This window comes from Burkholderia sp. WP42 (genome assembly GCF_000745665.1).
Lineage (GTDB): Bacteria > Pseudomonadota > Gammaproteobacteria > Burkholderiales > Burkholderiaceae > Burkholderia > Burkholderia vietnamiensis.
Genome location: NZ_KN050723.1, coordinates 197,471 through 213,404, shown reverse-complemented (window position 1 = coordinate 213,404; position 15,934 = coordinate 197,471). Strand labels below are relative to the sequence as shown.

Annotated in this window: 10 protein-coding genes; 8 read left to right on the top strand and 2 right to left on the bottom strand. The window is 67.3% G+C overall.

Annotated features, from left to right (window positions below; genetic code table 11):
- Positions 1-13 precede the first annotated feature (13 nt).
- The 4 genes from EX20_RS23515 to EX20_RS23500 all read left to right on the top strand — a co-directional run bounded on the left by EX20_RS23515 (position 14) and on the right by EX20_RS23500 (position 5,424).
- Positions 14-1,510, top strand: coding sequence for a GMC family oxidoreductase (locus tag EX20_RS23515; protein WP_014724532.1), 1,497 nt, complete (start codon positions 14-16; stop codon positions 1,508-1,510).
- A gap of 1,051 nt (positions 1,511-2,561) precedes the next feature.
- The gene (locus EX20_RS23510) at positions 2,562-3,188 is read left to right on the top strand and encodes a LysE family translocator (RefSeq protein ID WP_034194929.1); all 627 of its coding nucleotides are present in this window, start codon (positions 2,562-2,564) and stop codon (positions 3,186-3,188) included.
- Positions 3,189-3,202: 14 nt separating this feature from the next.
- Positions 3,203-3,964 (top strand): class I SAM-dependent methyltransferase, encoded by a 762-nt coding sequence (locus EX20_RS23505; RefSeq protein ID WP_081350615.1) that lies wholly within the window; start codon positions 3,203-3,205, stop codon positions 3,962-3,964.
- Positions 3,965-4,128: 164 nt separating this feature from the next.
- Complete coding sequence (locus tag EX20_RS23500) at positions 4,129-5,424, top strand: O-acetylhomoserine aminocarboxypropyltransferase/cysteine synthase family protein (protein WP_011881440.1); 1,296 nt, start codon at positions 4,129-4,131, stop codon at positions 5,422-5,424.
- A 63-nt stretch (positions 5,425-5,487) separates the two neighbouring features.
- On the opposite strand, the gene EX20_RS32235 is transcribed toward EX20_RS23500, so the two are convergent.
- Entirely contained in the window at positions 5,488-5,790 is a 303-nt protein-coding gene (locus EX20_RS32235; RefSeq protein ID WP_131929024.1) for a hypothetical protein, read from the bottom strand.
- A gap of 195 nt (positions 5,791-5,985) precedes the next feature.
- Between EX20_RS32235 and EX20_RS32230 the strand changes: the two genes are divergently transcribed.
- Positions 5,986-6,201: a hypothetical protein gene (locus EX20_RS32230; protein ID WP_059624038.1), complete on the top strand. Its 216-nt coding sequence runs from the start codon at positions 5,986-5,988 to the stop codon at positions 6,199-6,201.
- A gap of 32 nt (positions 6,202-6,233) precedes the next feature.
- Here the strand turns inward: EX20_RS32230 and EX20_RS32225 are convergent, their stop codons facing one another.
- The gene (locus EX20_RS32225; RefSeq protein ID WP_124260097.1) at positions 6,234-6,521 is read right to left on the bottom strand and encodes a hypothetical protein; all 288 of its coding nucleotides are present in this window, start codon (positions 6,519-6,521) and stop codon (positions 6,234-6,236) included.
- A gap of 171 nt (positions 6,522-6,692) precedes the next feature.
- On the opposite strand from EX20_RS32225, the gene EX20_RS23495 reads away from it, so the two are divergent.
- Genes EX20_RS23495 through EX20_RS23485 form a run of 3 tightly spaced genes read left to right on the top strand, consistent with a single transcriptional unit; the run spans position 6,693 to position 15,930 of the window.
- On the top strand, positions 6,693-13,514 hold the full coding sequence (locus EX20_RS23495) for a DUF4347 domain-containing protein (RefSeq protein WP_034194928.1): 6,822 nt from the start codon (positions 6,693-6,695) through the stop codon (positions 13,512-13,514).
- On the top strand, positions 13,511-15,160 hold the full coding sequence (locus EX20_RS23490) for a TolC family protein (RefSeq protein WP_072465301.1): 1,650 nt from the start codon (positions 13,511-13,513) through the stop codon (positions 15,158-15,160). The genes EX20_RS23495 and EX20_RS23490 overlap by 4 nt, the downstream gene beginning before the upstream one ends.
- Positions 15,157-15,930: an efflux RND transporter periplasmic adaptor subunit gene (locus EX20_RS23485; RefSeq protein ID WP_014724525.1), complete on the top strand. Its 774-nt coding sequence runs from the start codon at positions 15,157-15,159 to the stop codon at positions 15,928-15,930. Before EX20_RS23490 ends, EX20_RS23485 begins: the two co-directional genes overlap by 4 nt.
- Positions 15,931-15,934: the final 4 nt, after the last annotated feature.

The window sequence follows — 15,934 nt, the reverse complement described above, 5'->3', positions numbered from 1 at the left end:
CGAGGAGAAGCCCGTGGACGAACGCTACGACTACATCGTCATCGGTTCCGGCTCGGCGGGCAGCATCGTCGCCGGGCGGCTCGCCGACAACCCGTCGATCAAGGTGCTCCTGCTCGAGGCCGGGCCGCTCGCGTCGCATTTCCCGCCGATCCGCGACCCGAACCAGATCAACTGCCTGTACCGCATCGGCGCGATTCACTGGGGTTACAAAAGCGTGCCGCAGACGCGCATGAACGATCGCGTGATGGACGTCTGGCGGGCGAAGGTGACGGGCGGCTGCACCGCGCACAACGACATGGTCTACGTGCGCGGCGCGCCTGCCGACTTCGATCAGTGGGCGAGCCGGTACGGCTGCGACGGCTGGCGCTACCAGGACGTCGCGCCACACTTCGAGCAGGTCGAACGCATGCTGCAACCGACCACCACGACGCGCAACGCGTTCGGCGAGGCGTTCGTGAGCGCGAGCGAGCAGCTCGGCCACCGCTACAACCCGAACTACAACGACGGGCGGCCGATGGCCGGCGTGTCGCCGCTACGCTCGACCATCGACACGCGCTTCCAGCGCGTGACGAGCTACCAGCGCTACGTCGAGCCGCTGCTCGCGCGGCAGTCGAATCTGACGCTCGCCGCCGAATCGCTCGTCGAACGGATCGAGTTCAACGGCACGCGGCGCGCGGCCGCGGTGCACTACGTCCGTGGCGGCGCGCGCGTACGTGCGATCGCCGACCGGGAAATCCTGCTGTGCGCGGGCGCGATCAACTCGCCGCAGATCCTGATGCGCTCGGGCGTCGGCGACGCCACGCAGCTGCGGCAACTCGGCATCCCCGTGCAGATGGACCTGCCGGGCGTGGGCGCCAACCTGATGGACGCGTTGATCTTCCAGGGCATCTGGACGTCGCGGCAGCCGATCCTCGACCAGCCCGTCAACGAGGGCTACGCGATCGTCTGGGCGAACGCGAATGCCGACGGCCAGCCGGCCAATGCAGCCGAGATGATGCGCGGACGCTATACGTGCGGCCAGTCCGAGCAGGAACTGCGCAGTTTCTATTCGGTGACGGGCGACATGATGCGGCTACAAAGCCGGGGCCGCGTCGCGCTGCGCTCGGCCGATCCGACCGCCGCGCCGCTGATCGACATGAACTTCCTGTCGGCGCCGGGCGACTTCGAGCAATGCGTGCAGGGCTTCGAGCTGATGCGCTCGCTCGGCAACGCGCCGGGGCTCTCGGCCTGGCGCGGCGAGGAGCAGACGCCCGGCCCGTCGGTGCGCACGCCCGCCGAGATCCGCAACTGGATCCTGAGCAATGCGGGCTCGCTCAGCCATCCGGTCGGCACGTGCAGGATGGGCACCGGCAACGATGCTGTGGTCGATCCGCAGTTGCGCGTTCACGGGGTCGAGGCGCTGCGGGTCATCGATGTGTCGATCATGCCGCGCATCACGTCCGGGCATACGCAGGGGCCGGCGTTGATGATCGGGGAGAAAGGGGCTGCGTTGGTGTTGGGGGGTGGGTGATGGCGTGCGTGGATCGATACGCATGCGTTTGCGCGGGTTATGGTTCTTGGAATGTGCCGCGTCAAGAAAATATCCGCTTAGCTTGTTTTCGAGGCTGGACGTATCGAAGCCAACGCTGTTTGTGGCAACGACCGGAGCGCGTCAAGTGCGTCAATGAAGTCTGATCATCCTTGGTAATCCTCAAACTCCCACGCGGAAATGGATCATTCACGTATCGGCTTTAGCCACAGCCCTGTGAGTTGTTCATTTGTCAGTGACGCACCTGCGTTGGCTGCGAATTCCACGATGACATCTGCCGTATCACCGACGCCGGTATATAACCACCCAGACTCGCGGTGGAAATGTGTCTGCCATTCCGTGCCTCCAGGTAAGTCGACCGCAGCTCCGGGCACGAGAACGGAAATATCCGCGAGGAACAATCGGCCTGGACAAGTATTTGGAGGGACCATAACTCGATCTGTCCATCGCGTGTGTGGAAACAAGCCCCACGGAAATAGTATTTCGCCGGTTTCTACGGATACCTCCAATTGAAGCGGACCAATCGAAATAGATCCAGTTCGGGAGCCCGAACTCGGCTGTTTAATTCATTTTCCCTCGGAACGAAGTCGAACGAGTACTCAGCTTGGCAGTACACCAGCTGCCCGGCGAGTACGGGGCCAGATTTCCATGTAAATCTCATTTCGGGCCGCTTTTAAAAAGGAAATGGATAACCGTCTTGGCACTTGGATTCACAACAATTCATATGTGCCTGCCGTACCGTTCATAGTTCCTGGTGAATCCCAGAGGGGTGCCCCGGCACTCCGCCTGGGTCAGGGACTGGCGTAGTCGAGTCCATAATGCTCTGCATCAGAAGCCGCGCATCCCCGTAGAGACGAACCGATGTCCCGCCGCCGCTCACCTCACCAACGCGATTCTGCACCGTTTTCGACCACCGCAATCTGTTGGAGGGCAAGGTCCGAATAACTTGAGATCGACGTCGGCGCAAGCGAGCCGAACAAACCGACTACAATCCCCCCATCCCCGCCGCTGCGCCAACCCTGCCGGAGCCGCCATGTTCGACCTGACCACGCTGACCACCTTCACCGCCGTCGTCCTGGGTCTGTTCCTGATCCCCGGCCCCGCCGTGCTGCTCGTCCTCAGCCGCACCGTACAGGGCGGCCGCAAGACCGGCATCCTGACCGGCTTGGGCGTCGCCAGCGGCGACTTCGTGCATACGCTGTTCGCGGCCGTCGGTTTGTCGGCGCTGCTGATGACGTCCGCGCTCGCGTTCAACGTCGTGAAGTGGGTCGGCGCCGCCTACCTGATCTACCTCGGCGTGCGTGCGCTGATCGAGAAGCCGTCCGACCCGTCGCTGCCGAAGCTGTCGCCCGTCACGCCGCTGAAGGCGTATCTGCAGGCCATCCCCGCCGAAGTGCTGAACCCGAAAACCGCACTGTTCTTCCTCGCGTTCATGCCGCAGTTCGTGCATCCGGAACGCGGCTCGACGTTCGTGCAATTCGCCGTGCTCGGCCTGATCTTCGTCGCGCTCAGTTCGCTGTACACGACGCTGATCGCCTGCTCGTTCCGTCCGCTCGGCCGGCTCGTGAAGCGGCTCGCGTGGCTGACGCGTTGGCAAGGCAAGATCATCGCCTCGATCTTCATCGCGCTCGGCCTGCGCGTCGCGGCTCAGCAGCGTTGACGCATGCGCTCCGCATGATGTCCGACACGGCACCCGCCCGCGAAATCCTCTACACCGACCCGCGCCTCGTCGCGGTCTACGACCTGTTCAACGCGGGCGATCACGACTTCGCGTTCTACGCATCGCGCATCGGCACCGTTCAGCAGCGCATCCTCGATCTCGGCTGCGGCACCGGCCGGTTCGCACGCCGGCTCGCTGCGGCCGGGCACGACGTCGTCGCGATCGATCCGGCCGCCGCGATGATCGAGCATGCACGGCAGCAACCCGGTGCATCCGCGGTGCGCTGGGCCGTCAGCGATCTCGCCGGCCTGTCGCCCGACGCGCGCTTCGATACGGTCGTGATGACCGGCCACGCATTCCAGTGCCTGCTGACCGACGCCGCGATCGACGCCACGCTGCACGGCGTGCGGCGTCTGCTGAACGAGGGCGGACGCTTCATGTTCGAGACACGCAATCCACGTGTCGAACCGTGGCGCAGATGGGCACCGTCCGCGCCCGCATCGCACGTCGAATCGCCCGATTTCGGCCGCGTCGAACTGCATCGCGCGGTCACCGCAATCGACGGCCCGGTCGTGTCGTTCGACACGTACTACCGTTTCTGCCGCGACGATATACAGCTGCAAAATACGAGCCGATTGCGCTTCATCGCCCAACCCGATCTGCAAGCACGCGTGACGGCAGCCGGCTTCTCGGCGACGCAATGGTGCGGCGACTGGCAAGGCGCGCCATTCGACGACGCGACGAGCGCCGAGATCATCGCGATCTGCCGCGCGTGAGCGCACGGATTCGCACCGCCCGCCACGACATCCCGCTGCGCAGCGTCCGCTGAAAACGCACGCGATGCGCCGGCGCACCATAAGCAACAAACGATTCGTTCTAAAGCCCGCAGCGCCCGTGCTCCTATAATCGGCCGACCATCACAACAACGTACGGAGCACCCATGACCGATCAGGCCTCTTCGAACTGGCGCCTTGAAACCATCGCCGTGCACGGCGGCTATCGCCCCGACCCGACCACGCGCGCCGTGGCCGTGCCGATCTATCAGACGGTCGCGTACGCATTCGACGACACGCAGCACGGCGCCGACCTGTTCGACCTGAAGGTCCAGGGCAACATCTACACGCGCATCATGAATCCGACGACGGACGTGCTCGAGCAGCGCATCGCAGCACTCGAGGGCGGCGTCGGCGCGCTCGCGCTCGCGTCGGGCCAGGCGGCCGTCACCTATTCGATCCAGACGATCGCGGAAGCCGGCGACAACATCGTGTCCGCGAGTTCGCTGTACGGCGGCACCTACAACCTGTTCGCGCACACGCTGCCGCAATACGGGATCACGACGCGCTTCGCCGACCCGCGCGATCCGGCGTCGTTCGACGCGCTGATCGACGCGCGCACGAAGGCGATCTTCGCGGAATCGGTCGGCAACCCGCTCGGCAACGTGACCGACATCGCCGCGCTCGCCGACATCGCCCATCGCCACGGCATTCCGCTGATCGTCGACAACACGGTGCCGTCGCCGTACCTGCTGCGTCCGTTCGAGCACGGCGCGGACATCGTCGTGCACTCGCTGACGAAGTATCTCGGCGGCCACGGCACGAGCCTCGGCGGCGCGATCGTCGACTCTGGCAAGTTCCCGTGGGCGCAACATGCAGACCGCTTCAAGCGGCTCAACGAACCCGACGTCAGCTATCACGGCGTCGTGTACACGGAAGCGTTCGGCGCGGCCGCGTATATCGGCCGCGCGCGCGTCGTGCCGCTGCGCAACATGGGTGCGGCGATCTCGCCGTTCAACGCGTTCCAGATCCTGCAGGGCATCGAGACGCTCGCGCTGCGCATCGAGCGGATCAGCGACAACGCGCTGAAGGTCGCCCAGCATCTCGCGCGCCACGAAAACGTCGAATGGGTGAACTACGCGGGGCTGCCCGATCACCCCGATCATCCGCTCGTCGCGCGCTATCTGTCCGGCCGTGCACCGGGCATCCTGACGTTCGGCGTCAAGGGCGGCCGCGACGGCGGCGCGAAATTCCAGGACGCACTCAAGCTGTTCACGCGGCTCGTCAACATCGGCGACACGAAGTCGCTCGCGACGCATCCGGCATCGACGACGCACCGCCAGTTGTCGCCGGCCGAGCTCGCGAAGGCAGGCGTGAAGGAAGAAACGGTGCGGCTGTCGATCGGCATCGAGCATATCGACGACCTGCTCGCCGACCTCGATCAGGCGCTCGCGCAGCTGTGACGCGAAGCGGGCGTGCCGACACGCCCGCTTCGAAAGTCTGCCCTCGAGGCGGCTTCGCCGTGTTCAATCCCCGGCCGATGTCGGGGCGACGCCCGGCACGAAACCGTCGTACGCCGCAGCGCCTGCTGCGACGTCGCGGCCGTCGGATATGTGTCCACAATGTGCGTGGCGTTGACTGGGGCCGCGCCCTGGTTGCGCAATGCACGCCGCCAGTTCGATCGCATCTTCGCGCGACTGGCGGTTGCCGTGGTCGGCCAGCACGTTCAGCGCGCTCACTTCGTCGCACAGAGTCAGTCGTAGTTGCTCGTTCAATTTGCGCGATTGATGCGATGCGGTACCGACCTCGCTGCTCTCCGACGAGCTCACCTCCCGCCCTGCGCCTGGTATCGGCATGGCGGCGTTTCGCATCGCGCAGAAGCGCATCGCCGCGCATTCTCCGGCACGCGCCCGGCTTGCTCATCATCAACATTTCGTTGCTCGTCGCAAACGGCACATGGGGCAATCACCGCAACCGAACAAACAAGCTCCAGTTGCCGCTGATCAGACAATTAGTCTGACGCCTTGACAGTCGATTTTCTTATCGACCCATTCAACTTTTTCCAGTCCGATGAAATTGTTGCCGCGCCTGTTTCGATCGGCAATTTAGGGCTCGCAAACATTTGCGCCGACGCAGAATCGACATTCCACGCCGCGTCCCATGACGGCGACGCGTTGTTCATCGAAGTGTTCGTCAGCACGCGCCACGAGCGGCGGCCGAAGACCTGCCTAACAGCCTGAACGTGGAAGCCGATAATCCGGCGCAAACGTTTTTACCAACGAATCTGTTTCATGAAAATCGGCACCAGCGGTATATAACCCCATGTGCCGCACGGCCGCGCCATTCGATTTTCCTGCCATCCGCTCGAGCAGTTACGTCGCGAGCCGGCGGCCCTGCCGGAACCTTGAAAACACGCCGTTTGAATCAGGGGATAAACCCTGCCTTCAGAAACACAGGGCGGCGCCGTAAACACGACGAGCAAGACACTCAAGCCGTTCGACGCGGCCGTTGAATTCACAACCAACCCGACCGTCATGATCGGCGTGTCGCGCAGCAACATGCCCGTCAACATCCGCAATCCGTACCTCGGTCTGTCATTCATTATCGCGCTGGAAGGCAGCTTCCCGTCGCGCGGCTGATCGCGACCGGGCTTCAATCATCAGGCGGGGCCGGTGCGGCCCCGCAGCCGGCCGCACGGCATCTGGCAGGTAGCAGCAGGGAGAGCATCGTCATGAAGATCATCAAGCAGTGGTTCGCGCGCCAGAAGCAAAACGCCAGCCAGCCCGGCCCGCGCATCGCGGCCTCGCCCCTGTTGCTCGCCCTCGAGCCGCGTGTCGTCTACGACGCATCGGTGGCCGCCGTGGCCGCCCAGCCGCATGCCCACGAGCACGCGCCAGCGGAAGTCATCCATCGCACCGAGGCGCACATCTACACGCCCACGGGCAGCACATCGAACAATGCCACGGCCAACGCACCGGCGGACAAGCCGCAGGGCAGCGACCCGATCTCGCCGTTCGCGCAGAACCGGCAGCAGGCACCATCGACGCAACGGGAAGCGCAACATGCCGCCACGACCGACGGCAGCGCCGCGATGTCGGCCGCGCAGACCCAGATCGTGTTCATCGACCCGAGCGTCGCGAACTACCAGGTCCTGATCGCCGGTCTGCCCGCCGGTACGCAGTACGTGGTGCTCGACGCGAAAACCGACGGCCTCGCGCAGATCGCGCAATACCTGCAGGCCCATCGCGGCGTGGAGTCGATCAGCCTGCTCTCGCACGGCAGCGACGGCGCGATCCAGGTCGGCTCCACCTGGCTCACCAACGGCGATCTGTCCGGCTACAGCACGCAGCTCGCACAGATCGGCGCGGCGATGCACGCCGGCGGCGACTTCCTGATCTACGGCTGCGACGTGGCCCAACAGGCCGACGGTCAGGCACTGGTACAGAAGATCGCCGGCATCACCCACCTGAACGTGGCCGCCTCGATCGACGCGACCGGCTCGGCCGCGCTCGGCGGCAACTGGACGCTCGAATACCAGGTCGGCAACGTCCACACCGCGCTGAACGAATCGGCCAGCGCCCAGGCGCAGTTCAACGAACTGCTCGGCGTGACGACGGAAACCTACGACAGCGCGGCCGCCGACAACTTCGCGGCGATCGGCCTGTCCCAGTTCACGCTCGACGGCCTCGTCTACACGTTCGACCAGCCCGGCAACACCTACGCCTACAACGCGTCGAACTCGCCGTTCCCGAGCGACATCTCCGTGTCGCCCACCGACGGCGTCCTGGACATCAACGCCGACGGCGCCTCGACGATGAGCAACGTCACCATCTCGCTCGCCAACGGCCACCAGTTCAGCCTGCAGAGCTTCGACCTCAGCTCGTTCAACGGCGACCTGTACATCCAGGCCACCTACGCCAACGGCTCGAAGAGCGCGCTGGTCCAGCTCGCCACGGCCGCGGTGGGCGGCTTCACCGGCACCGTGTCGAGCCAGATACAGCTCGGCAGCGCCTTCAACAACATCGTCTCGTTCTCGCTGATCGACCAGAACGACTCGGGCAGCTTCGAGCCCACGCTCAACAACCTCGCCTATACCGACAACGGCCCGTCGGTGACCACCAGCAGCGGCAGCGCGTCGTGGAGTTCGAGCGACAACGGCGTGGGCGGCACCGCTGTGGCGGTGGACCCCGGCATCACGATCTCCGACCCCAGTTCGGCCTCGGCAAGCACCGCCACGGTCCGCATCACCAACGTGCAGAGCGGCGACCAGTTGTCGTTCGTCGCGCAAAACGGCATCACCGGCAGCTACAACAGCGCCACCGGCGTCCTGACGCTGACCGGCAGCGGGTCGCCCAGCCTCGCCAGCTGGCAGGCCGCGCTGCAGTCGATCACGTTCTTCAGCACGCAGGCCTCGCCCAACCTGTCCACCACCACCCGCACGGTGTCGTTCGCGTTCAACGACGGCACCGAGGCGAGCAACGTGGCCACGCGCACCATCACCGTCACCTCCGTCGACCAGACGCCGCTCGTGACCGAGGGCGGCGCCACCAGCACCAGCTACTTCGCCGGCTCGGCCGCGGTCGCGGTCGACGCCAACGTGCACGTCAGCGACGCCGACACGCCGACGCTGACCTCGGGCGCCGTCACGATCGCAAGCGGCTACGCGACCGGCGACACGCTCGCGTTCAACAACTCGAACGTGACGCTGTATGGCAACATCATCGGCAGCTACAATGCGACCACGCACGCGCTCACGCTGACGTCGGCCGGCGGCACCGCCACCGTCGCGCAATGGCAGAACGCTTTCGACGCCGTCACGTTCGCGAGCGCGACGGGCACGACGGGCGGCACGCGCGACATCACGTTCGCCGTCAGCGACGGCACCAAGACCAGCGCGCTGCTGCATCACAGCATGGTGGTCACGGCCGGCCCGACGGTCAGCACCGACAGCGGCTCGGCGCAGTTCGTGAGCGGCGACAACACCACCTCGACGCCGGTGGCGGTCGACCCGGGCATTTTGCTCACCGACGGCAGCAGCACAACGCTGGTCAGCGCGACCGTCGCGATCACCGGAAACTTCCAGGGCAATCACGACCAGCTGCTGTTCACCGCCAATCCGGCGACGATGGGCAACATCAGCGGCGCGTACGACGGCAGCACGGGCGTGCTGACGCTGACCGCGGCCGGCGGCGCGTCGCTGCTGCAGTGGCAGAACGCGCTTGCCTCGATCCAGTTCACGAACGACCTGGTGGTGCCTTCGTCCAGCACACGCACGGTCAGCTTCCAGATCAACGACGGCACGCTGACCAGCTCGACGGCCACGCGCAACGTGACCGTGACGGCCACCGACCAGACGCCGGTGATCGGCGCCGGCGGCAACACCGTCTCGTTCGTGGCCGGCGACAACACCGCCTCGACGGCGGTCGCCGTCAACGACGCCATCACCGTCGGCGATCTGGACGGCGGCCCGCTCCAGCAGGCCGTGGTCACCATCACCGGCCATTACGAGGCGACCGACGTGCTCGCCTTCAACAACAACAGCACCGCGCTGTACGGCAACATCTCGGCCGTATACGCGAACGGCACGCTGACGCTGACCTCGTCGGGCAACCAGGCCACGCTCGCACAGTGGCAGAACGCGCTGCGGGCCGTCACCTACGACTCGACGGCCATTACGCCGGGCGCCCTCGCGCGCACCGTCAGCTTCGCGATCAGCGACGGCACCAAGACCAGCACCGCGGCCACCTCCACCGTGACCGTCGCCGATACCGACCAGACACCGGTGATCGGCGGCTCGTCGGGGAGCCTCACGTTCACGCAGGGCGACAACGTGCCCAGCACGCCGGTCGTGATCGATTCGGGCATCACGGTGTCCGATCGCGACAACGCCACGCTGACCCAGGCCAACGTCGTGATCGCGAGCGGTTACGACGCGAACGGCGATACGCTGCTGTTCACCAACGACGGCTCGACGATGGGCAACATCACGGGCGCGTACTCGAACGGCGTGCTGGCCCTCAGCTCGGCGGGCGGCACCGCCACGCTCGCGCAATGGCAGGCCGCGCTGCGCTCGGTCCGCTTTACCGATTCGGCCGCCACGCCGGACGGCACGCAGCGCGTCATCAACTTCGTGATCACGGACGGCACGAAGGTCAGTACCAACTTCCAGCGCACGATCAACGTCGTTCCGACCGACCAGTCGCCGATCGTCACCGACAGCGGCGGCACCACCACCTTCGTTTCGGGCGACAACGCGCCCTCCGCCCCGGTCGTGGTGGACGCCGGCTTGACGCTGACCGACTCCGACTCGGCGACCATGGCGTCGGCCACCGTGGCGATCACCGGCAACTTCCACAGCGGCGAGGACGTACTCGCGCTCGGCAACGGCGCGTTCGGCGACATCCAGGCGCATTTCGACGCCGGCACCGGCACGCTCACGCTGACCTCGGCAGGCGGCTCGACCGCCGCCCAGTGGCAGGCCGCGCTGCGCTCGGTCACCTACACCGACACGGCCGTGGTGCCGCAGACCGCGAGTCGCACCATCAGCTTCAGCGCCAACGACGGCACCAAGTCCAGCGTCGGCTCGAGCAAGGTGATCGTGGTGCAGGCGACCCATCAGACGCCGCTGGTCGGCGCCTCGGGCAACAGCCTCGACTACCTGACCGGCCAGGCCGCCACCGCGATCGACAGCGGCATCACGCTGACCGACCGGAACGTGAGCGGCTCGACGCTGGTACCGATGTCGATCACGGTACAGATCACCGCGGGTCTGCAAAGCGGCGACACGCTCGGCATCAGCGTGCCGCCTTCGACGCTGACCAACGGCATGAACGTCAACTACGACGCGGCCAGCGGCACGCTGACGATCAGCTCGACCGGCGGCACCGTCGCGCAATGGCAGACGGTGCTCGACAGCCTGCAGTTCTCGACCGGCGCCAACGCCGCGCTCGGCACGCGCACCGTCAGCGTCGTCGTCAACGACGGCGTGAAGACCAGCTCGCCGCTCGACTACAGCGTCAACGTGATCAGCTCGGCGCCGGCGCTGGGCACCTCCAGCACCGGCAGCGCGAGCTTCGTGGCCGGCGACAACGCCAGCGCCGCGCCGGTGGCGATCGACCCGAACCTGACCGTCGCGGACCCGCTCGGCAACGTAGTCGACGGCGCGGTGATCGCGATCACGGGCAACCTGTATAGCGGCGAGGACCGGCTGTCGTTCAGCAACGACGGCCTGACGATGGGCAACATCACCGGCAGCTACGATACGTCGACCGGCATGCTGACGCTGACCTCGGCGAACGGCTCGGCCACGCTCGCCCAATGGCAGGCCGCGCTGCGCTCGGTGGCCTATAGCGACACGCAGGTCACGCCGAACGACGCGACGCGCACCGTCAGCTTTTCGCTGAGCGCCGGCTCGCAGTTCAGCAACGCGCTGACGCGCACCATCGTCGTCACGCCGACCGAGCAGACCCCGCTGCTGTCCACCAGCAGCACCGGTAGCGCCGCGTTCGTGGCCGCCGACAACGCGGCATCCACGCCGGTCGCGATCGACACCGGCATCGCGGTGACCGACCTCGACAATGCGACGCTGGCCGCGGCCACCGTGCAGATCGGCGCGGGCTTCCACGCCGGGCAGGACGTGCTCGCGTTCACCAACGACCGCGCCACGATGGGCAACATCACCGCCGCCTACGACGCCGCGCACGGCACGCTCACGCTCGTCTCGTCGGGCGGCACCGCCACGCTAGCGCAATGGCAGGCCGCGCTGCGCTCGGTCACCTACACCGACACGGCCGTCACGCCCGACACGGCCACGCGCACCATCGGCTTCGCGGTCAACGACGGCGCCAAGACCAGCGTCGCCATCACGCGCGACGTGACCGTCGCCACCACCGACCAGACGCCGACGCTCTCCACCACCAGCAGCGGCCCGGCCGCGTTCGTGGCGGGCGACAACGCCGCATCCGTACCGGTGACGATCGACGGCAGCCTCACGCTGAGCGACCTCGACAACGCCACGCTGGCCTCGGCCACCGTGCAGATCGGCGCGGGCTTCCACGCCGGCGAGGACGTGCTCGCGTTCAGCAACGACGGCACGATGGGCAACATCACGGCGAGCTACGACGCCGCGCACGGCACGCTCACCCTCGTCTCCGCGGGCGGCACCGCCACGCTCGCGCAATGGCAGGCCGCGCTGCGCTCGGTCACCTACACCGACACGGCCGTCACGCCCGACACGACCACCCGCAGCATCGGCTTCACCATCAACGACGGCGTCAAGACGAGCGCCGCGCTGGAGCGCAGCGTGTCGGTCACGGCGACGCACCAGACGCCACTGCTCGGCGTGGACGGCACGCAACTGAGCTATACGGCGGGCGGCCGCGTCACCGTCCCGGTGTCGGTCGGCGCCGGCATCACGCTGACCGATCTGAACGCCACGGCGCCCACCACCGCCACGATCGCCTTCAGCGGCGCCTTCGACGCCCAGCACGACGTGCTGAGCTTCGCGGCAGGCGCGGCCACCGGCGACATCGCCGCGAGCTTCGACGCCGCGCACGGCACGCTCACGCTGCACTCGGCCAGCGGCAACGCCACCGTGGCGCAATGGCAGGCCGCGCTCACCGCGGTCGGCTATCTCCATACGCAGGCCGAGCGCACCGACAGCACGCGCACGCTGGTGTTCACGGTCGGCGACGGCGTCAAGACCAGCGCGCCGCTCACGCGCACGCTGACCATCGTCGGCACGGCGCAGCCGGTCGGCACGCCGATCCTGCCGCAATGGGTGCTGCCGCACGACCAGAACGGTCAACCCGACCGCGAGCAAACCGGCGCCATGCCGATCGGCCTGCCGCACGCCGCGCCGCTGCTCGCCGACGACAGCCTCGGCCAGTCCGACGGCGTATCGAGTCCGCTGATCGTGCTCGATGCATTCGGCGCGACCAGCCAGCGGGACGTCGGTTCGATCGGCACGCGCGACACCTTCACCTTCGCGAGCCACGGTGCGCGCGAGCGTTCGCTCGGCGACACGCACGTGCGGCCGCTCGATTCGCTGGTACCGGCCGGGATCGAAGGCGCGACGCCGGCTGCTCATCCGCTGGCGCCGATCGACGTGCATCCGCTGCATCGTGCCGGCCAGGATTTCGCGGTGAACGTGCGGACGCTGGTGCAGACGCCCGCCACCCGCGACGCGCAGGCGCCGGGCGCCGACGACGCGGCCGTCACCGCCGTCACGCTCGCCAACGGCGCGCCGCTGCCGGCGTGGCTGCACTACGACGCGCAATCGGGCGTGCTCAGCGGCAAGCCGCCCGCCGGCGTGCACGACGTTCGGGTCACGCTCGTGCAGCGCGATGCCGCCGGCAACCTCGTGCGCCGCGAGGTGACGATGCGCTTCGACGCCCACGGCAACGCCGCCGGCAAGCCCGCCGAACATGGCAAGGGCAACGGCCACGCCGTCGCGCCGCACGCGCAGGCCGCGCCCGTCGCCAAGCCCTCGCTCGCCGCCCAGTTCGCCAATGCGCTGGCCACCCTGCACGTCACCGGGGAGCGCCGCTCATGACCTTCGCTTTCGCCCGTTCATTCGCCCATTTTTCCAAGAGACCCCTCGACTTGAAAAACAAGACGCTCCGGGGACGCGCACCGCGTCCCGCATTGCTCGCGGCCGCCGTGGCCGTCGTCTGGCTGTCCGGCTGCGCCATCAAGCCGGTACCGTTCACGGATGCCGAGCGCGCCGCCACCGCCCACACCGACCGCACGGCGATGTTCGCCGACCAGCAGCCGGTGACCGGTCCGATCACGCTCGACGAGGCCATGGCGCGCGCCGTGCGCTACAACCTCGACCATCGCCTGAAGATGATGGAAGAGGCGCTCGCCCAGCGCCAGCTCGACCTGTCGAACTTCGACCTGCTGCCCAAGCTGACGGCCGCAGCCGGTTACGCCAACCGCAACCACGAGCTCGCTTCGTCGTCGGAAGGTCTCTACACGCACGACCAGTCGCTGATTCCGTCGTACTCCACCGACAAGAACAGCCGCACCGCCGACCTGAACCTGTCCTGGAACATCCTCGACTTCGGCGTGAGCTACTTCGAGGCCAAGGAACAGTCCGACCGCGTGCTGGTGCTCGAGCAGCGCCGCCGCAAGGTCGTGCAGCTGATGATGCAGCAGGTGCGCGAGGCCTACTGGCAAGCGGTGGGCGCGCAGCGCCTGCGCGATCGCATCGAGCCGCTGCTGACCCAGGCGCGGTCGGCGCTCGACGATTCGCGCCGCACCCAGGCGCAGGGCCTGCGCTCGCCGCTCGACACGCTGAACTACCAGCGCTCGCTGCTCGATCTGATGCGCCAGCTCGAGGCCGTGCGCGACCAGCTCGAGGAAGCCAAGCCGCGCCTCGCCTCGCTGATGAATCTCGAGCCGGGCAAGGACTTCACGCTGGCCGCGAGCAGCGACTTCAAGGTGCCGGCCTTCGACATGGCCATGCCGAAGATGGAAGACATGGCGCTGCAACGCCGCCCCGAGCTGGTGGAAGCGAGCTACAACGAGCGCATCAGCGTGAACGAGACGCACAAGGCGATGGCCAAGCTGCTGCCCGGCATCGAGTTCAGCCTCGGCGCGCACTTCGACAGCAACAGCTTCCTGGTGTACAACGCCTGGCGCACGGCCGGCATCAGCGTGAGCTGGAACCTGCTGAACCTGCTGAACGCGCGCAACATCCGCGGCACCGCGCAGGCGCAGCTCGACGTGGCCAAGATGCAGCGCATGGCGCTGAGCATGGCGGTGCTCACGCAGGTGCACGTGGCGCGCAGCGAGCTCGCGGCGAAGACGCGCCAGTTCGACCTGTTCAAGCAGATGAACGACGTGGACGGCCAGATCCTGCGGCATACGCACAACGCCACGGAAGCGAACGCGCAGGGCAAGCTCGAGGAAATCCGCATCGCCACGCAGGCGATGATGTCGGAGCTGCGCCTGTACCAGAGCTACGGCGAACTCGAAAGCGCCTATGGCCAGATGCTCGCCACGCTGGGCCTCGACCCGATGAGCGACAAGCCCACCGGCTACGACCTCGCCGCGATTCGCAGCGCGATCACCGCCTCGCAGCAGCGCTGGGACGCGCTCGCCAAGGGCGGCGACCCGGCCGCCGTGGCCCCCGCCCAACCCGGCCCGACGCTGGCCGCGGCCGCCTCGCGCGATGCAGGAGCTGTGCAGAAATGAAGCCGTTCAAGCACTACCGGGCAGCCGGCGCGATCGCGCTGCTCGTCGCCTCGCGCCTGGTCCTGGCGGCGCCCCCGGCGCCGCCGCCGGGCGCGCCGGCCGTCGACAATCCCGATTCGAGGATCCGCATCCAGCTCGTGTCGCGCGATCAGGTGGACATCTCGAGCGAAGTGGCGGCCAAGATCGCCTCCCTGCCGTTCCGCGACGGCGATTCGTTCCGCGCCGGGCAGACGCTCGTCACGCTCGACTGCTCGCTGTACAACGCGCAGCTGCGCAAGGCGCAGGCCGACGCGGACGGCGCGCGCGACCTGCTCGACACCAACCGCAAGCTCCTCGCGCTGCATTCGATCGGCGCGCTCGAGGTGCAGCAGGCGCAGGCCAAGCAGAAGGCCAGCGCGGCCGAGGTGGCCTATATGTCGGCCACCGTCCGCAAGTGCGCGATCGCCGCGCCGTTCGATGGCCGCGTGTCCAAGCGCAGCGCCTCGCCGCAGCAGTTCGCCGAACCGGGCAAGCCGCTGCTCACCGTGGTGGACACCAGCCACCTCGAGCTGAAGATGATCGTGCCGTCGAAATGGCTCGCCTGGCTGCGTCCGGGCCACGCGCTGAGCGTGCAGGTGGACGAAGTCGGCAAGACCTACCCGGCCAAGGTGGCGCGGATCGGCGCGCGCGTCGACCCCGTCACGCAGACGGTGGACGTGACGGCGGCGTTGAATGCCGGCGCGCCCGAGCTGCTGCCTGGCATGAGCGGGTGGGCGACTTTCGCGCGGTGATGCA